This is a genomic window from Streptomyces sp. NPDC002403, assembly GCF_053593015.1.
Genome location: NZ_JBSFBQ010000052.1, coordinates 26,394 through 48,911, shown reverse-complemented (window position 1 = coordinate 48,911; position 22,518 = coordinate 26,394). Strand labels below are relative to the sequence as shown.

General features: G+C 68.3%; 20 protein-coding genes and 1 pseudogene. 10 read left to right on the top strand and 11 right to left on the bottom strand.

Features of this window, described 5'->3' with window-relative positions:
- Positions 1-184 precede the first annotated feature (184 nt).
- Positions 185-1,051: a hypothetical protein gene (locus tag ACWCPY_RS35325; protein ID WP_451271999.1), complete on the bottom strand. Its 867-nt coding sequence runs from the start codon at positions 1,049-1,051 to the stop codon at positions 185-187.
- Between the two features lie 145 nt (positions 1,052-1,196).
- On the opposite strand from ACWCPY_RS35325, the gene ACWCPY_RS35320 reads away from it, so the two are divergent.
- Together ACWCPY_RS35320 and ACWCPY_RS35315 are read left to right on the top strand one after the other, a co-directional pair.
- Positions 1,197-1,364 carry a SulP family inorganic anion transporter gene (locus ACWCPY_RS35320; RefSeq protein WP_451271997.1) on the top strand — a complete coding sequence of 56 codons (168 nt, stop codon included), beginning with the start codon at positions 1,197-1,199 and terminating at the stop codon, positions 1,362-1,364.
- A gap of 350 nt (positions 1,365-1,714) precedes the next feature.
- Positions 1,715-2,218: a hypothetical protein gene (locus ACWCPY_RS35315; RefSeq protein WP_451271995.1), complete on the top strand. Its 504-nt coding sequence runs from the start codon at positions 1,715-1,717 to the stop codon at positions 2,216-2,218.
- 131 nt (positions 2,219-2,349) lie between these two features.
- Here ACWCPY_RS35315 and ACWCPY_RS35310 read toward each other — a convergent pair whose 3' ends face one another.
- The gene (locus ACWCPY_RS35310) at positions 2,350-2,874 is read right to left on the bottom strand and encodes a MarR family winged helix-turn-helix transcriptional regulator (protein WP_451271993.1); all 525 of its coding nucleotides are present in this window, start codon (positions 2,872-2,874) and stop codon (positions 2,350-2,352) included.
- 52 nt (positions 2,875-2,926) lie between these two features.
- Here ACWCPY_RS35310 and ACWCPY_RS35305 point away from each other — a divergent pair, with 52 nt between their 5' ends.
- From ACWCPY_RS35305 to ACWCPY_RS35290, 4 genes are all read left to right on the top strand, one after another.
- A complete protein-coding gene (locus ACWCPY_RS35305) occupies positions 2,927-3,847 on the top strand; it encodes a DMT family transporter (RefSeq protein ID WP_451271991.1) in 921 nt (306 codons plus the stop codon).
- A gap of 186 nt (positions 3,848-4,033) precedes the next feature.
- Positions 4,034-4,837 (top strand): SMI1/KNR4 family protein, encoded by an 804-nt coding sequence (locus tag ACWCPY_RS35300; RefSeq protein WP_451271989.1) that lies wholly within the window; start codon positions 4,034-4,036, stop codon positions 4,835-4,837.
- A 242-nt stretch (positions 4,838-5,079) separates the two neighbouring features.
- Positions 5,080-5,847, top strand: a complete 768-nt coding sequence (locus ACWCPY_RS35295; RefSeq protein ID WP_451271987.1) for a hypothetical protein — start codon at positions 5,080-5,082, stop codon at positions 5,845-5,847.
- Positions 5,848-6,460: 613 nt separating this feature from the next.
- On the top strand, positions 6,461-7,018 hold the full coding sequence (locus ACWCPY_RS35290) for a DUF3291 domain-containing protein (RefSeq protein WP_451271985.1): 558 nt from the start codon (positions 6,461-6,463) through the stop codon (positions 7,016-7,018).
- Between the two features lie 118 nt (positions 7,019-7,136).
- On the opposite strand, the gene ACWCPY_RS35285 is transcribed toward ACWCPY_RS35290, so the two are convergent.
- Positions 7,137-7,691: a hypothetical protein gene (locus tag ACWCPY_RS35285; RefSeq protein ID WP_451271983.1), complete on the bottom strand. Its 555-nt coding sequence runs from the start codon at positions 7,689-7,691 to the stop codon at positions 7,137-7,139.
- Between the two features lie 1,721 nt (positions 7,692-9,412).
- On the opposite strand from ACWCPY_RS35285, the gene ACWCPY_RS35280 reads away from it, so the two are divergent.
- Positions 9,413-9,841: a hypothetical protein gene (locus tag ACWCPY_RS35280; protein WP_451271981.1), complete on the top strand. Its 429-nt coding sequence runs from the start codon at positions 9,413-9,415 to the stop codon at positions 9,839-9,841.
- A gap of 117 nt (positions 9,842-9,958) precedes the next feature.
- Here ACWCPY_RS35280 and ACWCPY_RS35275 read toward each other — a convergent pair whose 3' ends face one another.
- Positions 9,959-10,639, bottom strand: a complete 681-nt coding sequence (locus tag ACWCPY_RS35275; RefSeq protein ID WP_451271979.1) for a class I SAM-dependent methyltransferase — start codon at positions 10,637-10,639, stop codon at positions 9,959-9,961.
- Between the two features lie 647 nt (positions 10,640-11,286).
- Here ACWCPY_RS35275 and ACWCPY_RS35270 point away from each other — a divergent pair.
- Positions 11,287-11,697 carry a hypothetical protein gene (locus ACWCPY_RS35270; protein ID WP_451272005.1) on the top strand — a complete coding sequence of 137 codons (411 nt, stop codon included), beginning with the start codon at positions 11,287-11,289 and terminating at the stop codon, positions 11,695-11,697.
- Positions 11,698-11,777: 80 nt separating this feature from the next.
- On the opposite strand, the pseudogene ACWCPY_RS35265 reads toward ACWCPY_RS35270, so the two are convergent.
- From ACWCPY_RS35265 to ACWCPY_RS35250, 4 genes and pseudogenes are all read right to left on the bottom strand, one after another.
- A pseudogene (locus ACWCPY_RS35265) lies at positions 11,778-12,001 on the bottom strand (IS256 family transposase); the annotation flags it as partial.
- A gap of 382 nt (positions 12,002-12,383) precedes the next feature.
- Positions 12,384-13,577 (bottom strand): PP2C family protein-serine/threonine phosphatase, encoded by a 1,194-nt coding sequence (locus ACWCPY_RS35260; RefSeq protein ID WP_451271977.1) that lies wholly within the window; start codon positions 13,575-13,577, stop codon positions 12,384-12,386.
- A 209-nt stretch (positions 13,578-13,786) separates the two neighbouring features.
- Positions 13,787-14,530: an SDR family NAD(P)-dependent oxidoreductase gene (locus tag ACWCPY_RS35255; protein WP_451271975.1), complete on the bottom strand. Its 744-nt coding sequence runs from the start codon at positions 14,528-14,530 to the stop codon at positions 13,787-13,789.
- A gap of 734 nt (positions 14,531-15,264) precedes the next feature.
- Entirely contained in the window at positions 15,265-16,107 is an 843-nt protein-coding gene (locus tag ACWCPY_RS35250) for a DUF6461 domain-containing protein (protein WP_451271973.1), read from the bottom strand.
- 177 nt (positions 16,108-16,284) lie between these two features.
- Here ACWCPY_RS35250 and ACWCPY_RS35245 point away from each other — a divergent pair, with 177 nt between their 5' ends.
- Positions 16,285-16,764 (top strand): hypothetical protein, encoded by a 480-nt coding sequence (locus ACWCPY_RS35245; RefSeq protein ID WP_451271971.1) that lies wholly within the window; start codon positions 16,285-16,287, stop codon positions 16,762-16,764.
- Between the two features lie 279 nt (positions 16,765-17,043).
- On the opposite strand, the gene ACWCPY_RS35240 is transcribed toward ACWCPY_RS35245, so the two are convergent.
- From ACWCPY_RS35240 to ACWCPY_RS35230, 3 genes are all read right to left on the bottom strand, one after another.
- Positions 17,044-17,370 (bottom strand): hypothetical protein, encoded by a 327-nt coding sequence (locus tag ACWCPY_RS35240; RefSeq protein ID WP_451271969.1) that lies wholly within the window; start codon positions 17,368-17,370, stop codon positions 17,044-17,046.
- 214 nt (positions 17,371-17,584) lie between these two features.
- Complete coding sequence (locus tag ACWCPY_RS35235) at positions 17,585-19,678, bottom strand: DUF6351 family protein (RefSeq protein WP_451271967.1); 2,094 nt, start codon at positions 19,676-19,678, stop codon at positions 17,585-17,587.
- 454 nt (positions 19,679-20,132) lie between these two features.
- Positions 20,133-21,275 (bottom strand): mandelate racemase/muconate lactonizing enzyme family protein, encoded by a 1,143-nt coding sequence (locus ACWCPY_RS35230; RefSeq protein WP_451271965.1) that lies wholly within the window; start codon positions 21,273-21,275, stop codon positions 20,133-20,135.
- Between the two features lie 236 nt (positions 21,276-21,511).
- Between ACWCPY_RS35230 and ACWCPY_RS35225 the strand changes: the two genes are divergently transcribed.
- Complete coding sequence (locus ACWCPY_RS35225) at positions 21,512-22,513, top strand: LacI family DNA-binding transcriptional regulator (protein WP_451271963.1); 1,002 nt, start codon at positions 21,512-21,514, stop codon at positions 22,511-22,513.
- Positions 22,514-22,518: the final 5 nt, after the last annotated feature.

Sequence of the window (22,518 nt, the reverse complement as noted above, 5' to 3'; positions counted from 1 at the left end):
GGTCCGGGTGCGGCCCGCCGGGTATCACGTCGTACGGATCGGGGCGCGGGGCGCGAACCGTGGACGAGCGGACAGGGTGATACCGGTCACCGTGCGCCCTCCACCAGCACTGATAGCGCGGCGCGGACCTCGATCGCCTCGGCGTGCGCTGGGCGTGGGGCGAACGGCACTCGGACCGGATCATTCACCGGGCGACCAGTTCCTCGAGCGGGGGCATGCCGACATCGGCCGCGGAACGCGCGAGATGCAGTGCGGTGTGGAAATGACCCGCCGATTCCTTGCCGTCCGGGTCCTGCCCAAGGGCGGTCACTGCGTCGATGGCGTACTGCTGCTCGGCAGCGCCGGTGAAGCGGCGTTGGACGAAAGTGCGCCCGGCGTACATCTCGGTGGTCAGGCCGTGACCGGCCAGGTGCTCGGCGATGGGCGCGTAGGAGCCGGTACGCAGAACGAAGGCGGCAACCCACGGCAGTGTCCGGGCGCTGTCCAGGAGTGGCTGGAACGTGGCCCGGGACAGGAAGCTTGCACCTCCCGTGATGGTGATGAGTCGGACGTTCCGGGCCGCGTCCAGCAGGTCCCGGGTCGGTGGGTCGGCCTCCAGGTTCTCTGCGAACCCGGCGTCCAGCAAGCCGACCGCTCGTGCGTAGGCGATGGCGTTGGGCGCGATGTCGAGGCCGACCACCGGGACGGCGTCCCGTCTGCGGCGGGCGCGGAAGAAGGACCTGTCGTGCTCGGCCAGTTCCTCCGCGGTCATGGCCACCGACCGCGGTGACGTGTAGTGGGCGTACAGGTCGTCCAGGGTCAGCTCGTGATTGAGCAGGGCTGCGTTGATGCCGTACGAACAGCACAGGTCCAGCACCGCTTCCCCCGGAGCCCGCAGCCGGAGCGCCGTCAAACGGCGGAAAATGCGCTGGGCGTGATGCGGTGTCCGGTAGCCGAACGCGCCGAGTTCGCGGAAGAAGGCGCGGGGATCGGCCTGGTCGTAGATGTCGTCGAACGGGGTCATCGTGCGCTGCGCGGGCTCCCCCGCGCCGTCTTCCCGTACCTCGGCCATCACATACTCCGTTCTGCCGCCCGGGCCGCCGTCCGCGGTCGCCACAGCCTCCCGCACAGGGCCGGCCGGGCAAACAAGCCGCTGACGGATCCGGCCACGCCCGGCCGAACAGCGGCGGGCGGGGGGGAAGCCAACGCCTTCGAATGTGGGCGCGGGCCTGGTGACCGGGCACTTCTCGATCCCGGAAGGCATGGCGTACGCGTCCATCACCGGGTTCAACCCGATCGCGGGCCTCACACGGCATTCGTGCCTTCGATGCGCGAGTTACGAGCGCGCTTCACGGCTTTTTCGGCTCCTACCGGGCTCGCGTTGACCGCCGCCCCCACGCCCCGCCCGTCAGGACGGCGCCGGCCAGTGTGTCGGGGCCGGTCCCCCGACAAGGATTCCGCGCTGCCGGTGCCGGGCCGGCTCGCCGCGCGTGGGTCGCGCACGGGCTCCGATACACCTCGGCCTGGTGGGCCGGGCGCGTTCGCCCCTTCGCCGGCCCCTGATCCGACGGTCCCTTCGCAAGGCACCACTGCGAGTGCGCGGAACCGGAATCCTGGCCGGATGACTGCGCGCCCCGACCATGCCTGCTGTACGGCCCGGCCCGACCAGACCTCAGCCGGCTGCCCCCCTGAATCCGCTGGACTGCTCGTCAGGGCACCTGTCAGGCTCCGCCTCGTGCAAATTCTCGAAGCCCTGACCAACATGGCGAAGACGGGTGGACTGGGCCCGGTGTTCAGCGGAGCCGACTGGAGCGATGTGGTCGCAGCGCTCGGCGAGCCGTGGGACATCGAAACGATGAGCCGGAGCAGAAGGTGGCCCAGGCTCTTCGCCTACGGAGACCTTGAGCTGAGTGTCTGCCCTTGCCGCAAGGTCTCCCTCATCTGTGTCCAGACCTGGCGTGACGTCGTTCAACTCCCCCCGTTGGTCGTCGGGGGGACAGGTACCTTCCCGGCAGGGCTCAAACGCACGGACGTCGTATCCGCCCTGGACAAGGCCGACTGTTCCTGGGCGCCGTATCCTCCGCTGACCTTCGGCAACCAGTGCTCGCTCGTGGCGATCCCGACAGGAGCGAACTTCACCTTCGAGATCCCCGAGGGCGAAGAACCCGTGCTGAACGTCATGGGCCTGCCCGGCGACGGACACGATCGCTCCGCACGGACCACAGGCCGAGATCACTGACGTGAAGTTCCGCCAGAACCCGGGTTCTGGCGGAACTTCTGTGATGGCGGCGAGCCGGGTCCGCTCAGCTCCTGAGGACTTCCGCGTGAGCCTCCAAGGCTCCGGCCTCGGCGTGGAGGGGCGGTGGCGGGTCACTCGCTGGTGGCAGGACGCGGATGTTCCATGCGGGAGAGCCAGGTGGTGAGCAGCGATTCAAGCGTCTTGGCCTCGGTTGGCGTCAGCAGATCCAGCAGGTGGCGTTCGTTGTGCATGTGGTCGGTGAACGCCCGGTCGATGAGTTCGCGTCCGGGTGCGGTGAGGGCGACGATCCGGCCGCGTTGGTCGTCGTCCGAACGGCGGCGGGTGACGAGTCCGGCCAGCTCCAGGCGGTTGATCCTCTTCGTCATTGCGCCGGTGGTGACCATGGTGTGCGCTGCGAGCTCGCCGGGTGCCCGTTCGTAGGGCTCTCCGGCGCGGCGCAGTGCGCACAGGACGTCGAACTCTCCCTCGCTGAGGCCGTAGCGGCCGTAGACGAGGCAGAGCTCCTCGGTGAGCAGGTTGGCCAATCGGTGCAGTCGGCCGATCACGCCCTGCGGGCCGACGTCGACGTCGGGTCGTTCGAGGCGCCAGCCGGCCTGGATGCGGGCCACTCGGTCCGGCGGTTGATGGTGCTCCATGGACTCCATAATAGCTTCCCGGGAAGCTATATTGTCTTCCGTGGAAGCTAATATGCGTTGGGTCGCACTGACAGCAGTCGCGCCGGTGGCCTGGGGGACCAACTACTTCGTCACACACGAGTTCCTGCCGGCCGACCGCCCGCTGTACGGGGCCGCCCTGCGGGCGCTGCCTGCCGGTCTGGTCCTGCTGGCCATGTGCAGGCAGCGGCCGCACGGCGCGTGGTGGGGGCGGTCCGCGGTGCTCGGGCTGCTCAACATGAGCGCGTTCTTCGTCCTCGTCTACGCCGCCTCCCAACTGCTTCCGACGAGCGTGGCCTCGACCGTCATGGCGATGTCCCCGCTGACGATGATGTTCATCGCCTGGCCCCTGTTGTCCGAGCGGCCCCGTCCCGCCCATCTGGCTGGCGCCGCGGTCGGATTCGGTGGGGTCTGTCTCATGCTGCTCACGGGGGCGGAAGGGGCGAGCGTGCCGGGAGTCCTCGCCTCGGCCGCCGCCATGCTGGTGTCGTCCTTCGGTCACATCCTGGCCAAGCGGTGGAGCGGCGGTGCCGATGTTCTCGCCTCGACCGCCTGGCAACTCACCGCCGGGGGTGTGTTCCTGCTCCCGGTCGCCGCGGCTGTGGAGGGCCCTCCACCCGCGCTCCCCCCAGCGACGCTCCTCGCGTTCGGCTACGTCGCCCTGGTCGCCACCGCGCTGGCCTTCGCCGCCTGGTTCACCGGGCTGCGGCACCTGCCTGCGGGGACAGTCGGACTGATCGGACTCCTCAACCCCGTTACAGGCGTGCTGCTCGGCACAGCGGTTGCCGGAGAGGTGGTGACCGTTCAGCAACTCTGCGGACTGGTCCTGGTCCTGGCCGGGGTCGTCCTTGGCCGGCCCAGGCGCGCAGGCCGAAGCGACAGCAGCCGGACACCTCCCCATCCGGTATCCACCGAGTGTCCCGCGGGAGCGCCCTCGCTGCGCAAGCCCTCGTGAGGATCAGGCATGGGGGTGTCCAGGACGGCCTTTTGGCCCCGGGGTAACGGGGTGAGTTCTGGATCTCGCCGCGACGCCGGAGCGGCTTCGGGGACTCCCACCCGGCCTCGGCCCACGCCGGCCCATGACCTGCTCCTTCAGGCTGCGTGATGCCTCTTGTCAGCGTCGTGCGCTTCACTGTCCGCCATGGAGCTCACGCAAGCGACCGTCAACGACCTGCTGGCCGGCCTCGGCCCCCGGGGCGGCTGCATCTACCTGCCCGGCGACCTGGACCCACTGGACCTGACCGACCTGCTCGGCAGCAGGTACGGCGCCCCGCGCACCCTCGTCCTGGACGGCTTCACCGATCCGACGGTCGACGAGTCCAAGGGTGCGGCTCTCCTCGTCCCCTTCGGGGACCGGGCCGTGATGATACGGGCGTGGGCGTATGGAGATCAGTGGGTCGGCACGGGTACGGCGCGGGACGCCGAGGGGGCCGAGCGGCCGGTGTTGGTGGTCGCTCACAGGGAAGTACCAGAGCTCTTGGCGGTCGCTCCGGATGAGGACGATGACGTCGACTGGATGGAGCGGCTCAGACGGATCACCGGCTGGGCACGCCCCGCCCAGCGGCCGGACGTGGACTGGGCGGAGGTGGAGTCGCGCCTGGGCACCGCGCTGCCGAGCGACTACAAGCGCATGGTCGAAACGTTCGGCGAAGGCGCCTTCGACGGGTATCTGGACCTGAACCAGGAGCCGTGGACGGACCTCAGAAGGGACGGCCTGCTCATCTGGGCAGGCACTGAGCACGAGGATCTGTATTGCTGGAGGGCCGACGGCGACGACCCCGACCGTTGGCCCGTCATGGTCCGTTCCTTTGACGGCGAGGACACCCTCTTTGGCTGTCAGGCCGCGGAGTTCGTCTGCCGCATCCTCGTCGACCCACACCACCCATTCACGATGGCCCGCTATTTCAACACCCACTGGTTCATGAACTACCGGGAAAGCAGCTGACCGGACCCCGCCGCACCGGCTGGGACCTCCACCGCGACACGTACGACTCCACGCACCCGAACGCCTCCGGCGAGCACAGGATCGCGGCCGCCTTCGCCGACGCGATGCGCAGGTGTGCAATCCGGGCGGCCCGTACACCGCCGAGACCGGGCCACAGGGGTGACGTATCCTCACGTCACCTGCCAGGCCTGCGGCCGGGGGGATTCACACGGCCGGGGCCGGCTCGACATATTGGGGATTCATTGCGCGCAACATCCATAAGCGCCGTACTCACCGGCGCCCTGGTCCTTTCCGCCTCCGGTGTCACCGCTTCGGCCGCGTATGCCGCGGAGACCGGTGTGGTGATCCGGAAGGTGTCCGTGAACGGCGGCAAGCCCATCGTCCTCGGCACCTCCCAGACCGAGTCGTTCACCATCTCGGTGACGGCTTCGGACGACTCGGGGATCAGCAGCAAGCTCGCGTTCTTGCAGATCAAGCGCGAAATCGGGGACAGGTATTGGTCGTACCACGGCACCCCGACGTGCACCGCGAGCAGTACCACCACCTCCACCTGCAAACTCACCACCAAACTCGACTCGGGCTGGGGCGTGCCCCGCAACGCCCTCGCGGGTCCGTGGAAGGTGGTCGTCCAGCTCGAGTCCAAGGACGGTGACTTCTACAACAACGGCGGCGACATCACCCATCCGGTCCTGCGCCGCGGCAAGCTCAGCGTCGACGCCGGGCCCGAGCCGGTGACCAAGGGCAAGTCGCTCAAGGTCACGGGCAAGCTGACCCGTGCCAACTGGGACAGGCGCACCTACGCGGGCTATACCGACCAGCCCGTGAAGCTGCAGTTCCGTAAAGCGGGCACCAGCACCTACACGACCGTCAAGACGGTCAAGAGCAACTCGACGGGCAACCTGTCGACGACGGTCACCGCTGCGGCCGACGGCTACTGGCGCTGGTCTTTCGCGGGCACCTCCACCACGTCGGCAGTCAGCGCCACAGGCGACTACGTCGACGTGCGCTGATGACCCGGTCCGCTCGGCCCACCTCGGGTCGGGCGGACCGGCCAGGTCATCTTGTACGCCGGGCCCAGTCCCGCTCGATCTCCGCCCCACTCGCGTCGAAGTCACCGCACCTTCGCCGGGGCATCGCGAGTGTGCGAGAGGAATCATCGCAGCTCAGAGGCGGTCCAGATGACCATAGCTGGTGCAGCATGTGTGGTGCACGGCTTCGCCGACGGGTCGCTCCTTCGTCTTGATCGCCCTGATGTGGAGGCGGATGAGATGCAGGGTGATCAGGGCTTGGTCGAGGGCACACCGGCTTGAGCAGAGCTGTCGCTGCTGCTCCCCCGCATTTACCGGGCCGATCCGGACTTCCACGACGGCAGGCGGAGCCGCCCCAGCTCCCGCATGGACCTGTGCAGGAGGACATGTGGACAGGGGAAACGCAACTTCGACATGGCCCGCAGAGGCCGCTACCTTCACCTGGTCTTCGGCGATCGCCCACGGTCGCACAGGAGTTCCTTCAGGCTGAGCCACCCGCGACGGGATGAGTCGGTCACGCTCCACGAACCCTCGCCCCCATGCGTAAGCCACCGGACCGGGTCCACACCAGGCACCCCGAACCAGGGAGAGACGAATGCCCCATCTTGCGCTGTACACATTCGGCGTCCTGAAGTCACCTCTCGCCGATCCCTCACCTCTCACGCGTGAACTCCACGACAGCGGCGAGGCCATCTACCGGAAGATCAGCCAGCACCCCGGGTACCTCGCTCATGCTGAAGCGGCAGACGCCAACCGGGGCACACACTTCGACTTGGACTGGGGCGCATGGGGAGAGTTCACCGTACCGACCTGGTACGGCAAGGGCCGTACGGCGGAAAGCACCGCCCTGGCCGCGACCCTCTCACTCTGGACCGACCTGCGTCCCGCCTTCGACGCCATCTACACCGGTCTGCACCGTGAGGCGCTGAACAGGCGTTACGACTGGTTCGAGAGGAAAGGACACCCGAGTTACGTGTTCTGGTGGGTCTCCGACGGCGTGACACCCACCTGGCAGGACGGGGTTTCCAGGCTGGAACACCTCCACGACCACGGCCCCGCGCCGCACGCCTTCACCTTCCGCCACTCGTTCGCCCCGGACGGAACTCCGACCGGGATCAAAGGCATCGCGCCGAAGAGCGACCAGGTTCGCTGACGAGGGAGCCTGAACGACTGGGTTCGCCGTCGAACTCCTCGATTGAATGACGGCGAACAAGAAGCGCGTGGTCAAGGCGGCCCTCGTGACCTTTCGAAGGTCCCACCGGTTCCCGTCCTCAGGGCGGGAACCGGTGCAATCCACTCGTTCCGGCGGATCGTTGCTCGGGGCCGGCGGGTGGCGTCCGGTTGAGCTGCGCCACGAGCTCGCGGTTAGCCGCGCGGGCGGCGGCGAGGTCGGCCTTCAGGGATGCACGGCTGACGGCCGGGCTGCGGCCGCCGGGAGCTGTGGTCGGTTCGGCGGCCTGGACATGGATCTGGGTGAGGAGATCGCAGTGGCGGTAGAGGAAGGTGCGGTCGACGCCCACGTGGCAGGCGATCACGATGACGCTGATGTCCGTGCCGTTCTTCGCACCCTCGGCGAGGGCGGCCAGAACGCGATCGAGGCGGCGTCCGGTATCGGCGCGGCGGCCTTCGCGGTCCGTCCGTATGCACCAGCGCAGGTACAGCGCGACGTGCCCGGCGTACGTATGGGTCGTCAGTTCGGCCTGGTCCCCGCCGAATCGTGCGTGCCGCAGAAACGCGTTTGCCTCGTGCACCACGGCCAGGCCGTCGTCCACCACAGTCCAGTAGCGGACACCGGACGGGATTTGAAGCCGTCGCACCACACTCACGGAAGCCCAGGGAAACGCACCGAAGGAACGTGGCGCGGCCGTACCGAGCGGTGCGGCGGCGTACTGCGGTACCCGGTGCTGCGAGGCAGCGCCCCGGCAGCGGCGGGCACCCAGGTGTCCTACTACGTTCTGCGTCTGCGCGCCCGAGACCATGGAGCTGCAGCGGCCCGATCCGACGGCGGACACCGCCGTCCAGCCGCAGGCGGCGGAAGCCCGCTATTGGAGCACGACCAACACCCCCTGTCCCGGGCACGGATGGACGGGTCGCATTGCTGCGCCCAGGGGGGAGGAGGTCACTGACCCGATCGAGGCCCGCCGTGCTCGGGCCGTCGATGCCAGAAGGCGTTCGCCGCCGCACGCCAGAGGCCGGGCCAATGATGTGACTCACCTTCTCCCCGGATCGCGCGGGGCGCTGCGACACACGACGCTTCTCATTGCCTCACTGCCTCGAAGTAATCGAACCGGGGTATCTAATTGCGATTTGTCATGATTTTCCATCAGGTGCCCTGCCATGCTTGCGTGCTGCCGCGTGAGGGGTGCGGGGCGCCTTGCTGTGAGGAGAGGTGAACCCGAGGATGAGAGCTCATACTCGCGGACAGGGCGATTCGTCATCACATCGGGTCGGCCGTAAGTGGCCCGTGTCCGTGCTCAGGGCCCCTGCCGGTGAGACGCCCCCGGTTCGTGCCGCCGGTGTGGCCGATCCGGTCGGCTCCGGTGGACGGCGTGGCGAACATGGTGCGGGGGTGGTATCGGCGGGGTGCGTGCTGCTGTCCGGAATGGCTCTGCTGGCGGCCGCGGCTCCGCAGGTCGCCGCCGTGCCGACGGGGGCCGTGCCGGTGCGGGCGCAGAGGGTTGATCCTTCGCAGACCTTCACCTTCACCGGCGCTCCGCAGACCTTGACGGTTCCGGCGGGGGCGGTGGTGACGATCACCGCGGACGGCGCCGGCGGCGCCGACAACGCCGGCACCGCCTGTTCCGTCACGGGGACCGGTGGGACAGGGGCGCGGGTCGTCACCACCCTCCCGCAGACCACCGCCCCGACGACCTTCACCGTCAACGTCGGCGGCACCGGCGGCAAAGGCTGCAACGGCACCGGGACGCCGGGTGCCGGCGGGTTCAACGGCGGCGCCCCAGGTGGGGGGTTTCCGCTCATTGGCTTCCATTTCGAAGGTCCGGGTGGAGGCGGGGCATCCAGCGTGAGCACGGGCGGCCCCTTGCTGGTGGTCGCCGGGGGCGGCGGTGCCGCAGGCGGCACCGGAGCGGGCTCTACGGGAGGGAACGGAGGCAACGGCGGGACAACGCCGGACGCCACGGGCGGTACCGCAGGAAGTGCTGCCGGTCCTGGGGCTGCTCCGGGGCAGGGTGGGGGCGGTGGCAGCACCAGCACCAGCACCGGGGGTGCCGGTGGGGCAGCCGGCATCGTTCGATTGTGTGCGGCTTCGAACGGCGGTCCGGGGAGCGGGTTCTCAGGTGCCGCGGTAGGCACCGGGGGCACCGGGGGCAGCTTCGACGGCGGCTGCGCCGCCACGGCCATCGCTGGTGGTGGGGGCGGTGGGGGCGGGTACTTCGCCGGCGGGGGCGGCGGCAGCGGCGCCGTCGACAGAACAGGCACCTCGGCGGGTGGGGGCGGCGGCGGTGGGGGCAGCAGCTTCACCACCGCCACAGGCACCGGCACGAGCTATTCGCCTTCGACGGTCGGGACGGCGAACCACAACGGCCAGGTGATCATCTCCTACAAGGTCCCGTCCTTGACCATCGCCAAGACCCACACCAGGCTCTTCACCCAGGGGCGGGATGGCACCTACACCATGACCGTGGGCAACGCCGCCGGGGCCGCCCCGACCAACGGCACCACGGTCACCGTGCACGACACCCTCCCCGCCGGACTCAGCGCCGACAGCATCGGTGGCACGGGATGGAACTGCACCCTGAACACCCTCACCTGCACCCGTAGCGACGTCCTCCCCGCCGGGAGCAGCTACCCTCCCATCACTTTGAAGGTCGACGTCTCCTGCAGGGCCCGCGCCCAGGTGAAGAACACCGCCACCGTTGTCGGTGGCGGTGACACCACTACCCACACCGCCACCGATCTCACCAAGATCAAGCGCCACGAGCACGACGAGCGCTGTGAGCGCCACGACCACTGGTGACCCAACCACCCGACCGACCTGTGCCAACGGCGGGGCGCGTCCATGAGGACAGCCCCGCCGTTGAGCTCTTCCACGTCTTCGCCGCGCTGATTGCCGTCCTGCTACGAGCGAGGGTCCTCAGCGCAGCCGACGCACGCGCAGCACCAGGTCATCGGTATGGTGCGCGCCGGCACCGCCGTCGGGTGCCATCCGTGGCCGCTGCTCGTTCACCTCCACCTCCCAGTCGTCGTCGAGCAGAGCGGCGACCATCGAGGGCCAGACGTAGTCGGCCGGGTCGAAGCCGCTGTCGTGCGCCTGCTGGGTGTCCATCCCCGCGTGGTGTACGAGCAGCAGTACGCCGCCGGGCGCGACGGCCGCGAGCAGTGCTCGCTCGGCCGCGGCGTCGGGAGTGCGCAGCAGGGCCGGGTACTGTGCGGAGACCAGATCGAAGGAGGCCGGCGGAAGCATTGCCTCCGTCAGCGCGGCGTGTACCCAGCGAACGGCGACGCCGATGTCCCGCGCGTGCCCGGCAGCCCGCTCCAGCGCCACACCCGAGACCTCGAGCGCGGTCACCTTCCAGCCGTTGCGCGCGAGCCAGACGGCGTCCGCGCCCTCGCCACAGCCGACATCGAGTACGCGCCCGGGAGTGAGCCCGGCGCTCTCGGCCACGAGTGCGCCGTTGGGCCGACCGCTCCACAACTGTTGTCGGTCGGCGTACCGGCTGTCCCACTCCGCTCGCACTGCGGGGTCTCCGACGTATCCGTCGACAGGCGAGAAGGTGTCGGACAGAGGTGATCCTGCTGCGATGTTGTCAGTCACGGGCCCACCGTTGTCCATCGCGTTCGGATCACGCCACTCCTGTTGCCGGTCCGGCAAAACGGCGCCCCGGGGGCGACAGCGGAGCACGGTCGCTCTGGACGTCATCGCGGAACGTGTCCCTGAGCTCGCCCCGGGATCGGCGGCGCTGCTCGACCAGCACGCCGAGGCCTGAATGGCCTCCGTCCGCAGAGGCCGGGCCTCACCAGGGCGGTCGCGAGCCTTGAGCCCATTCATCCAGGCTGTCGGTACGCCGCCCACGGGCCTATGTCGCACGTACTGAGTTCAGTGGGGTGTCTCGACGGAGGGGAACAATTGTCAAGAGTGGTGGGTCAGGTGATGTGTGAGGTGGCGGTGTCTCACCTACCTTGATGAAAGCCTTGTGCTCACACCTGGCACGCCGGCTCGGAAGGGCTTGCCGACGGGACGCGGGGCTTCGGGGGTCCGTCGGCGGTGTCTCCTATGCTCAGCCCATGAGAGAGCCTCATCCGGTCGAGCCATCGGGGACCTTTGTCACCAGGAGCGATGATCTTTGGTACGGGCGGTTCCGGTTGCGTTTCCCTCAAGTATCGCCGTGGCCCGACCTGTCCACGACGTTTGTCCGAGTGCGTCCGGGATGGCGGTCTTTGGTCGAGGAAGCGCTGGCATTGGTGACTGCCGAGCTGCCCGGGCAGACCTGGCCGGTCCATCTGCTCAACCAGAAGGCCCATGGGAGAGGATGGGACTTCGACCTGGGCCCGCAGGAGGCCGACTACCTCTGTCTGGAGATGCTGTCGGACGTCTGCTACATCGACATACGCAACCTTCACCAGCTCATCAGCCTCCTGGCACCGGCCATGGAGGACGCGCACTTCTTCGTCTACTCGATGGGCGACGGCCTCGACCAATGGGTTGACGAGGCGCGCATCCACGACGGGCGGAGCAGCGTTGCGCGGTGGTCGGTCGCGGGCGAGGCGTGGGTCGAGTTCCCTGTGCTGTGCGCGGAGCTCGGCGACAGTCGCGCCGGGGACGAGAACTTTGGTCGATTCGTCACGTTGATGAGTGATCGGCGAGTCGTGTGATCGGGTGGCACGAGGGGGCCGCGGGCCGGAGGGGCGGATCTCTCCAGCCGTGCCAGGCAGGGCTCGGTCTGGCGGTGCGTTCATGCCGCCACGTCGGCGCGCTCGATCAGGACGCCGTTCTCGAAGCAGGCGCCCGCGCGCACGAGGGACACGAGGTGGGCTGCGGTGATCGCCATCGGGCCCGGGCGGACTCGACCGGTTTGAACAGCATGGCCAGGGCTGCGGCCGGGCTGCCGGCCCCGCGGGTGACCTTGTTCCACAGCCTGACCGTGGAGAAAATCGGCTCGATCGGATTCGTGGTCCGCTCAACCAGCCCCCGGCCAAGGACCCAAAAAGGGAGGAGCCCCCTGCGCCCCTCACAGACCGACCCGTCGTCCGACCGGACGATCAGCGGGACCGTCGGCTGTCTCCACCGCGCGGGTCATGGCCGCCTACGGCTTGTCGTCGCGCGCTGGAGCACCCCATGACGCGGAAGGCCAAACAAGCGACGGCAGTGCAATCCTCGAACATGCCCGAACAGCCCCCCTTCCTACCCTGAACTGCAGGGGCCTCTCGTTGGGGTATGGCGTCACCGCGAGCCACCACCCGCCCCTGCACACGTCGCCGATGGCGTGTTCATGCGCACCATGCATGTCGGTGCGATCCGGACCGGACTCATCGCGCTCTGCCGCTGCGGCGACCCCGGCTCATGGGTCAGCGGCCTGGGGGCGGGGCGATTCATTGAGGTGGTGCCGGTGGTGAGCCATGGGATGGGGTGTGAGGTGCGGCCGGTGGGACGGGGTGCGTTCGATGACCAGGAGGGCGGCGTCGTCGGCGGGGTGCCCGCCGATGTGGTTGAGCAGATCGCGGTGGATGTGGTGCAGCAGAGTCTCGGGACTGCTGGCAGGGAAGGAGGCGACTCGTTCGGCGAGCGGGTAGAACGCGCCGGACGGCGAGCGGGCTTCGATGACGCCGTCGGTGTAGAGGACGAGCATGTCACCGCACGCGAAGGTGAACGGGTCGATGTGGTCGTCCTCGATCGGTCGTTCGCACACGCCCAGCGGAGGCAAAGGCTCTCGGGCATGCACGACCGTGACCCGCTGATCGTGCACCAGCAGAGGCGGGGGATGCCCGCAGTTGATCATCTCGGCGGCCGGGGCATCGTCAGGGATCTCCAGGACGAGGGAGGTGATGAAGTGCTCGCCGGGTTCGTTCCTGGTGTCCGTCACGTCCTCCAGGTTCCGGGAGACGCTGTCTTCGAGGGCAGTCACCAGCTCGGGAAGGGTGGCATACCTGTGTGCGCCCTCACGGAATGCCCCCAGCACCAGCGAAGCCTCACCGATGGCGGCCAGCCCGTTGCCCCGGACATCGCCGATGACCACCCGGGTCGCGGCATGCGCGGCGCGGGCGAACGCAAACAGATCACCCCCGATCTCGGCCTCGTCCTGCGCGGACATATACAGCCATGCCACCTGCAACGGCCCGATCCGGCGTGGCGGAGGCCGAAGCAGCACCCGCTGGGCCGTCTCGGCCACGGAGCGTGCCAGGCTCAGCGCCCGGTCGCGCCGCTCCCTCACAAACCTCATGAGGACCACCAAGGCGGAGAGCGCGGCCAGCGCGATGATCTGCGCCGTGCGGTTGGGCGTGGTCGCTCCGCCGAGGAAGACGGCGATGAACACTTGGGCCGCCACTGCCAGGACCCCGGCGAGTGCGGTGAGTCGTGTCCCGGCGAGGGAGGCGGTCAGGGCGGGCGCGATGACCAGCAGCGGGCCCAGCTGGATATCGCGCCCGGTGTAGATGTCCAGCACGGTGATGAGCACGATCAGCACGAACGGGATCGCCACCAGACCACGGCCTGATGGCGGCTCCAGGAGGTGATCCCACGAACGTCGCACACCCATATCCCCTCATGCTGCATCGACGGCGCGCCCCCAGCCAGCCGACGAGCACGGGGCTGGTCCCCTCTCGCCCTTCCTGTGCCAGACCGTTCTTCTCTGACCCGCCGGTTTCCGGCTGCGTCGAGCGGTTCCAGTGTCCGTCGGCCCATCACCACAGAAATTGAGCCAGAAACCCGAATGGTGTGCCTGTTGGAGACCCGCTTGGTCTGGGTTCAGATGGCGCTGCGGCCGCCGTCGACGGCGACGGTCGCGCCGGTGACGTAGCTGGCCTTCGGTGAGGCGAGGAACGCGACGACCTCGGCGATCTCAGCAGGCTCGGCCGCACGCTTCATCGCTGTGGTTTCGGCGATCGCGTCGAACAGCTCACGGGCCGCGCCCCTGGTATAGACCGGGCCGGGGGCAACAGTGTTGAAGCGGACGCCACGGCCGCTGTACTCAGCCGTCCAGCTCTGCGTCAGTGAGGCCAGCGCGGCCTTGGTCGCCCCGTACGCGGCGGCATTGGCCAGGCCGAGACTGCCGGCCACACTGCCGATGCTGATCACGCTTCCCGATCCTTTCGCGGCCATCGCCGGAGCGAACGCGGCCACGAGGAAGAATGCCGCACGGACGTTGCCGGCGAACATCGCGTCGTAGTCGGAGACCGTCATCTCCTCGGTCGGCGCCCAGACGGCGTGTCCGGCGTTGTTGACCAGGACATCGATCTCGTCGACCTCCGCGACGAGCCGGTCGACGCCGGCCGGGTCCTCCAGGTCCGCCGCGACAAATCGGGCGTGGCCACCGGCGGTGGTGATCTCGTCGACGGTCTCTGCCCCACGCTGAGCGTTGCGGCCGACCACGACGACGGACATTCCGTCGGCGGCCAACCGCTGGGCAACCGCCCGGCCGATGCCGGATGTGGCCCCGGTGACCAGGGCAGTGAGGGGGTGCGGGTTGACGTGTGCGCGCTCCGCAGGCATGGGGATGCACCTTTCGGCTGGCTGGGGAAGCGCACGCCCGACAGGCGGATGAACCACGACGCGCGCCCCCTGTGGGTCCTGCCCTCCACTGTTCCTGCCACCGCAGGTTCCGGCACCTGCGGCTGGTCCGTCTCGGGGTGTCGCACGGTCGTCCCAGCGGACGCAGGAGGCCGGACCGAGCCGCCAAGGCGCGGGCCCGGGTCATGGGGGATGCGGCCCGCGCCTGCGCGGCCGCGAAAACGAGCACCTCATCCCGCCGGATCACGGCCTCTCCGTTCATGGCCGTGCCTGGCCCGAGTTCCATGTCGGCTACAGCCAGGACCCTCCAGTACCGGGGGACGGCTCTGCCGGACCGGGCGTACAGCACGATGGTGTTGCCGGTACGGCGCAGCACGGTTCTGTAGCGGTCCCCCTCCGGACTGTGAGGTGGCTCATGAGACACCGGCGGCTGAGCTGCCTCTCTTGCCGCCAAGTCATTGGCTCGGCTCCTGGGCAAGCTCCGCAACGTCGTCGAGCAGACCTTCGCCCTGCTCCACCACTTCAAACGACTCGCCGTCCGATGGGAACGCCGCACCGAACTCCACGACGCCTTCATTTCCCTCGCTTGCAGCCTCATCTGCTACCGACGACTTCAAGGGGGCCGCCGGTCCGTGATCGCAGAAGACCTCGTGGCGGCAAGCTCCCTTGCAGAGGGTGGCGAGCGCCCCGGGGGGAACCCTCCACGCGCCCGTTCGCTACCCATCTGTCTCATGTTCCGAACGATCCATGGCCAAAGGCTCGTTGCAGGTGATCACGACCGGCGCGTTCGCCTCCGCCCGTGCGCGGTCCGAAGCAGCCGCGATCTCCTCGTAGGTCCATTCCTTGTACAGACGCTCCCCGTGGGCATCGGTGATGTCGATGACTAGGCCGGTCCACTCCTCGGCAGGCTGTTCGGGGACGAGTCCCAGTTCGTAGGTGGCGTCCTGGAGGAGGGATTCGGTAACGCGTATGCCGGTGAGTCTCTCGGCCAGAGCGAGGACCGCCGCCTTCCCGTCGACGGCCGGGGCACTCTCGTCGTTCTCTCCCTCGGGAGTCAGAGGGAAACCGACTTCCCGCAACAGGGGAACCAGTTCATCGGGGCTGCCGCCGTCGCGCGCCGAGGGGCCCTCGAACGTCGTACGGAGCTCACCGTCCTCGAACCAGTGGAAGAGGTGAATGGGCTTGCCGCCGTTGCTCGAGTGCGCCACGACCCGGCCGCCCTTCGACAGCGTCTCCACGCACACGCCCTCGATCCCCAGGCCACCGTCGAAGCCGAGGACGAGCGTCCAGTCGCCGCCCTCGCCCGGAGCGCTGAAGGCGCCCGCGACGTAGGACTCGTCCCAGTAGTCGTCATCCACCTCGTCGCGGTGAGCGTCGTCCGCCTCGATCAGCCCGACCGTTCCTTCCCCAATGCCACGCGGTTCCGCCTCCATCACGCGCAGCACCTCGCGCGGACTCCGCCCCCGAATCAGTGTCAGGGTGTATCCGCTCTCCAACATGTGGCGGAAGAGCGCCGAAGTACGGATCCAGGCGTAGTCGTGCGCGGTCACCAAGTTCATACGGCGCAGTGTGCCTGACGCCTCTGACAATGCCCGGTGCAAGCCGATTCGTACGGCTGGACCGGTACTCGTGCTGCGCCCATTCCAGGTCAGGGACGTGATCGTGGTACGAGCTGTACTGAGGCGTCGTGAGTTCTTGCCCGGCGGCAGTCTCCGGGCCAGTCCGACATCTCGCCGATGCGTTCCCTGTCGATGCTGGAGTTGGGATGGTCGACTAGCTTGATGAATCAGGTACTTACGACCCTCATCGCAGTGGCGGGAACACTCATCGGTTCTCTTCTGGGGTATCGGTTCCAGAAGCGTGTGGCAGACCGGAGCGAACGCCGCAGCGCCGTACTCGCCTTCACGGCCGCGACCAACGAATTCATACGGAGCCAACACGACTGGTGGCACCGGCAGCACGAGGAACAGGACGGTCCCGCACATGTATCAGCCAGGACGGAAGCCTTCCGGATCCGCGGCCAGGCCTTCCAGGCCGTTCACCGGCTGCGCCTGCTCGTACCCGATGGCGACCTGCATGCACGGGCTGAGCGGACCATCGGGACGATCGGTGCTCTTCACCGCGCAACGGACCGCGAAGAACTGCGGACGAGGTCGGTCGAGGCACGGGCGTCCCTCAACTCCTTCGTTCTGCACGCTTCAGCTCAGATCAAGTAGACAGCCGGCAGTGTTCCCTCAGCAGCGCGCCGTCCTTGAGGCCGTGTCCGCCGCCATGGCGCAGCTGGGGCCGGCCGGCCTGGGCAAGCCGCCACCACGGGAAGTCTCCCCGGGGAAGCCACGACCTCCCCGGGGTGATATGACGACCTACGTGTACCGAGCCCCTGCCTGGGCCGCCGGGGCCCGGCTCGTACGGGGAACGGGCTCCCGGGGCGAAGTGCCCGTGGACCGGGGACCCGGCGCGTCCCGAGCAGCGCAGCATCTCGCGGGGCCCCGGGGCTACTGGCGCGGCACCTTCCTGGATCCGGCTCGCTCCACAGTGTCTGCCTGGGCTGCGGTGAGAACGAGCTGTCCCTCGACTTCTGCTTCGACGACTCTGACCAGCAGCGTGCTCTCCTCGTCAAAGCACAGAGTGAAGTGCGGATCGACCTGCATCAGGAGGATGAAGCTCTCCCAGTGCTCCACAGACGGGAGAGGTGCGAGGCTCGCATCGCACGTCCAGCGATTGCCGGCGAAACGGACCGCGACTCGCACACCGAGCCTGCTCAAGCACGTCGATCGGTTGGCCCACCACTCAAGCGTCGCGGTGCCCTCGTAGCTGTCCATGGTCCAAGTATCGCGGGCGTCGATGGAGCGTCCGCAGGGCTGTGGGACGCAGGACGCCCCTGAACTGACAACAGATCGAGGAACAGCCGGGTGTGACGATGCTTCGGCGGACTGGGCACAGGTGCCGACCTGGGCGAACACCGAGTTCACCACCACTGGTGTCAGGGCGGGAGGTCGGACCTGTTCCCAGTTCGCGTCACCTACCGCGTTCCTGTCACTTCCGGTCGAAGGAGAGCCATGTACCGGCGAGGCCCTGCTGACCCGCCCCGGGCTTGGACCAGTCGCAGACACCGTCGCGGAAGATCGCCTTCAGATCTTCGAGCTGGCCGTCGGTCACCGGCACTCGGTAGTCGGAGCCGGTCACTGGACGCTTGCGGCACTTGACGATGTCGTTGGCCACATCGGCTCCGGCGACCATTCGCGGCGATGTCCACACCGGGTAGAGCGTGTTGCACTCGGTGTTGTCGATGCCTTCGACCTGGGGCTCCGAGATCTTCTTCGCACCGATGCCACGGGTCCAGCAGGCGTCCGTGAGACCCTGCGGCCGGTGGCGGACGATCTTCTCGATGGGGGCGTCGTCGCCGGCGTCTCCCTTGATGCCGGTGAGCCACTGGTCCATGTCGGACAGCATCCCGGCGAGAGTGAATCCGTGCCCGTTGGAGCGGGTGAGCATGACCTGGTTGGCGTGGGTGCCGTTGGCCTTGTCCAAGCGCGCGCGGGTGGAGAAGGAGTGGAAGCGCATGTGCATGTCGCCGGCCGTCGCGTCGTCCGTATAGTCGCGGTAGTCGATGATCGGAACGTCGGCGAGGCCGCCACCGCCGTTCAGCATGCGGCCCGTGCGGTAGGCCGTCCGTACCGCCTTGAGATCGGCGACGGTGCGCTCGGCGGCGGGCTTGGCGTCGTCGTCGAGGCCGCCGATGCGCCGGTTCAGGTCGATGAACTGGTCCATGTCGATGGTCCCCTTGTTCAGGGCCTCAAGTCCGTACTGGATACCGGTGTTGTCGAGCGGCCTGCGCGCCTTCCCGGTCTCCGGTACCTCGCCGTAGACGTTCACGGTGTGGCTGTAGACGTCACAGCGGGCACCGTCCGGGTTGGTGTCGGGGTCGTAGCGCTGTCCCTCGGGCAGCTGGGGCGGGCAGAACACCGTGGGGTCGATCCGGCCGGCCGCCCTGGCCAGGCTGCCGATGCTCTCCCACTTGCCGAACCCGGAGACCGCCCTCTGCTGCTCCTTGGTGAATGCGTCCGGCGCGACTTCCTTGAAGTAGTGGTCCAGGAGCTGGGCGTCGCTGAGCGTGTGAATCGTTCCGAAGCCGACGTCGGGGAAGCTGCAGCCGGAGAGGATGCCGTCCAGTAGACCTGGGTAGTTGTCGGCGATCTGGTGGGTCTGGTAGGAGCCGCCGGAGCAGCCGTTTCCGATGGTGAAGGCGGGTTCGCCGTACGTCTCCACGAAGCGTTCCTTGACCATGCTCATGGTCTCGGCGGCCAGCAGGTCGTTGCAGTTGTTGCCGAAGACGTTCAGCGTGGACGATGCGACGCCGTAGCCCTTGCTCAGATACGTGTCGTTCATGATGCCGACGGTGTTGCGGCCCTGGACGTACCAGCCGCCGTTACAGCCCCCGCCGAAGCCGTACACGAGGCGCCCGTTCCAGCCCGGACCCCGCTGCAGCGGGTCGGGGGTACCGGCGTTCGGGTCGTGCAGCACGGCCGTCTCGTAGATGGCGCGGTTGATGGTGCCGGTCTCTACGCGGATGATGTACGGCACCTTCTCGCCCGCGCTCGTCGTGGCGGTCGCCAGATCGGCGGGACGGACGCTCTCGTCGGGCAACGGAACGAACTTGCCGGCCGTGGTGCGATACATGTAATCGACACGGGTCTTGACCGAGCAGTCCTTGTCGATCGGCTGCCCGAGGGTGGCGCCGGTGACCGTCTTGAACTCGGCGGTGTCACAGACGAACGGCTGTTCGTGCGGCCCGGCGAACACCGGCCCCGTGATGGGGTGGTTCTTCAGGGTCAGTTGTCCGGAGTCCGCGCCTTGAGCTCTGGCCGTGAGCCTGTTGTCGCCCTTGGACAGCTCCTTCACCACGCCCATCAGCGCGTTGTTGCCGGAGGGCCGGAAACTCGAGGTCACGTCCCGGCCTTCCACCTCGACCCGGACCTTGTCGGCCACTATGGAGGCGGGCACCTCGACACGTATCAGGGCGTCGTCTCCCGACACCGTGCCGGGTCGCGACGACACGGCCGTCACGTGCAGCTTCTCGCGTTCCTGGCTGCCGGCCGGTGTCGCGGACGCGCCTACCAGCACGCCCATGAACGCTATGCCGACAAGGCCCAGTTCGACCGGTCTCGCGGTTCCTCTGAACGACACGACGGAACTCGCCTCACTTTCTGGAGTCGGAGATCGTGCTCAGTGTGCAGATGCGGGCCATGGGCCCGCCGGGACGGTGATGCGGATGTCCCGTCGTCATGGTGTGCAACTTCAGTCAATGACCTGCACATGCAATGCCTGGCTCGGTGCACGGCCGTGCCCGCCCGATGAAGACGCCGAAGGGCTTCATGCGGGCCCGGATCGGTTGGTTGTTGCCCCCCCATCGGGCGGTGCCGGACGGGACAGCCGCGACCACTGCGTCGCAGACGAAGCGGCGCCTTGCCCACTCCGGTGTTCCGGCAGGGACACCGGCAGCCGATACAGTGGGGTGAAGGAGTCAGGTCCGGGCCCGCGCCCGTGGCCACGTCGAAGGCCTGCACGTACCGGCGGTGCACGGTCACCAGTTGGTGAACGCCCCGTCCGCCGTGCGCAGGTGCGGGCGCTCGGCCGCCGCGGCCTGGTGCCGGCGCGCCGCCTCCCGGTCGATGTCCACGCCGATGCCGGGCAGTTCGCTCAGCTCCACCCGCCCCGGCAGGATCGTCGGCTGCGCGGTGAAGAGGTCGGCGATGGCCGGATCGGGGTCGGTCTGGTGCTCCTGGATCGCCACATTGGGGCAGGCCAGGTTGAGCTGGAGCGAGGAAGCGGCGGTGACCGGGCCGAGCGGGTTGTGGGTGGCCAACTTGATGTGGTGGGTCTCCGCCATCGCCGCGATCTTCTTCGCCTCGGTCAGGCCCGCGGCCACCCCGACATCCACGCGCGCGTAATCGATGAGGTCGTCCTCGATGAGGGTTCTGAACTCCCATTTGGAGCCGTACTGCTCACCTGCGGCCAGTGGTACGCCGGTGCGGGCCCGCAGCATGCGGTAGCTTTCCGGGTTCTCACAGCGCAGTGGGTCCTCGACGAAGTACGGGCGGGCCGCCTCGATCTCCCGGCACAGGGTCAGTGCCTCCGGCGGATCCAGGCGCGTATGGACGTCGAGGATCAGCTCCACCTCGTCGCCGACCGCGTCCCGCACCTGGTGGAAGAGGTCGACCGAGTCGCGCAGGCAGCGGCGGGCGTCAAGCGTGCCGTCGGCGTCATGCGGCGAGGCGAACCGCAGATGGCGCCAGCCCTCGGCGACCAGGTCGCGGCAGCGGTCCAGGAACCACGCACGGTCGTGGTAGCCGTCGCCGACATGCACATAGGCGGGTACGTGATCACGCACCCGGCCGCCGAGGAGTTCGTGCACCGGTACGCCGAGCGCCTTGCCACGGATGTCCCAGAGCGCCACGTCCACTGCTGCGATGGCGGCGCCGAGTATGCGGTCGGCGGGGAAGAACCCGCGCCGGAACATCACCTGCCAGAGGTGCTCGATCCGTCGTGGGTCCTCGCCGACGATCAGCTCCGCGAGATGACCGAGACCGCCCGCGACCGCCTGTTGCCGCGACCTGATGCCGACCTCGCCCAAGCCGTGGATGCCCTCGTCGGTGTCGACCACGACCAGCATCATGCTGTCGCCGTGGTCGGGGAGAGTCAGCACTTCCAGGCCGGTGATCTTCATTCCACTCCTCTATGAAAACGTTCCCGCAATTTCAGTGCCGTTCTTGAGAACACATCATCAGCAGCGGTCGAGTTGAAACGCAAGACCCGTGCATCCAGAAGGTTTTCCTCGATGAAATAGTCCTGACACACGTCTTGACACGTCGTGGGAACGTTCGCAAACATCAACCGCATTCGCAGGATCCAGATGCGAGACGACCGGGGTCCCCCCGGCTCAAGACGACAAGGAGGCCGTCCGTGGCAGTCACGATCCGGGAGGTGGCGAGCGCCGCGGGCGTCTCGGTGTCGACGGTGTCCCGTGCGTTCACCGCACCCGACCAGGTGCAGCCGGCGACGCGGCAGCGCATCCTCGACGCCGCGGCCGGGCTCGGCTACTCCCCCAACCCGGCGGCCCGTTCACTGCGCGGCGGCGGCACCGGAACACTCGGCCTGATCGTCCCGGACATCGCCAACCCGTTCTTCCCGCCGATCATCAAGGCGATGCAGGCCCGCGCCCGGCACCTGGGCTATACGGTCCTGGTCGCCGACAGCGACGAGCGCGAGGCCGACGAGCTGGCCGCCATCGCGGCCGTGTCGAAGCGGGTCGACGGCCTGATCCTGTGGGCCTCCACCCTCACCGAGGGCCGGCTTCATGAACTCGCGGGCCGGATGCCACTGGTGGTGGTGAACCGTCATGTGCCGGGCATCCCCGAAGTCCGGATCTCGTTGTCCGCAGGCATCACACAGGCCGCCGAGCAGTTGAAGGCGTACGGCCATCGGCGCTGCGTCTTCATCAACGCGTCCCGCGCCGAACTGAGCCGCGGCAAGTCCATCCAGGAGTCCTTCGAAGCGCTCGACCTCTCCCTGTCCGAGCTCGGCCCGTACGAGCCACGGTTCGAGACGGGCGTGCACGCCGCCACGCTCATCGCCGCCCACGAAGCGACGGCCGTGATCGCCCACAATGATCTGGTCGCCCTCGGCGTACTGCACCAACTGACCCACCTCGGCGTGAGCGTGCCGCGCGACGTCAGCGTCATCGGAATCGACGACACGCTGCTCGCCTCCGTCTCCACCCCCAGCCTGACCACGATCAGGATCGACCCCGAAGAGATCGCCACGCGCGCGGGGGACCTCCTGATCGAGACGATCGCGAGCGCAACAGGCCGTACTGGACCAGGACTCGCAGCCACTTCTCCCTTCGTGGAGATCGGCTCACGCCTGATCCCCCGCGCCTCGACGGGCCCCGCGCCCTCCCACTGATCCAC

What these genes read in the sequence shown, in the direction of transcription:
- ACWCPY_RS35325 (WP_451271999.1), bottom strand. Translation starts at nt 1,051, where the DNA reads ATGGCCGAGGTACGGGAAGACGGCGCGGGGGAGCCCGCGCAGCGCACG.
- ACWCPY_RS35310 (WP_451271993.1), bottom strand. Translation starts at nt 2,874, where the DNA reads ATGGAGCACCATCAACCGCCGGACCGAGTGGCCCGCATCCAGGCCGGC.
- ACWCPY_RS35305 (WP_451271991.1), top strand. Translation starts at nt 2,927, where the DNA reads ATGCGTTGGGTCGCACTGACAGCAGTCGCGCCGGTGGCCTGGGGGACC.
- ACWCPY_RS35300 (WP_451271989.1), top strand. Translation starts at nt 4,034, where the DNA reads ATGGAGCTCACGCAAGCGACCGTCAACGACCTGCTGGCCGGCCTCGGC.
- ACWCPY_RS35290 (WP_451271985.1), top strand. Translation starts at nt 6,461, where the DNA reads ATGCCCCATCTTGCGCTGTACACATTCGGCGTCCTGAAGTCACCTCTC.
- ACWCPY_RS35260 (WP_451271977.1), bottom strand. Translation starts at nt 13,577, where the DNA reads ATGGGTGTGCGACGTTCGTGGGATCACCTCCTGGAGCCGCCATCAGGC.
- ACWCPY_RS35255 (WP_451271975.1), bottom strand. Translation starts at nt 14,530, where the DNA reads ATGCCTGCGGAGCGCGCACACGTCAACCCGCACCCCCTCACTGCCCTG.
- ACWCPY_RS35250 (WP_451271973.1), bottom strand. Translation starts at nt 16,107, where the DNA reads ATGAACTTGGTGACCGCGCACGACTACGCCTGGATCCGTACTTCGGCG.
- ACWCPY_RS35245 (WP_451271971.1), top strand. Translation starts at nt 16,285, where the DNA reads ATGCGTTCCCTGTCGATGCTGGAGTTGGGATGGTCGACTAGCTTGATG.
- ACWCPY_RS35240 (WP_451271969.1), bottom strand. Translation starts at nt 17,370, where the DNA reads ATGGACAGCTACGAGGGCACCGCGACGCTTGAGTGGTGGGCCAACCGA.
- ACWCPY_RS35235 (WP_451271967.1), bottom strand. Translation starts at nt 19,678, where the DNA reads ATGGGCGTGCTGGTAGGCGCGTCCGCGACACCGGCCGGCAGCCAGGAA.
- ACWCPY_RS35230 (WP_451271965.1), bottom strand. Translation starts at nt 21,275, where the DNA reads ATGAAGATCACCGGCCTGGAAGTGCTGACTCTCCCCGACCACGGCGAC.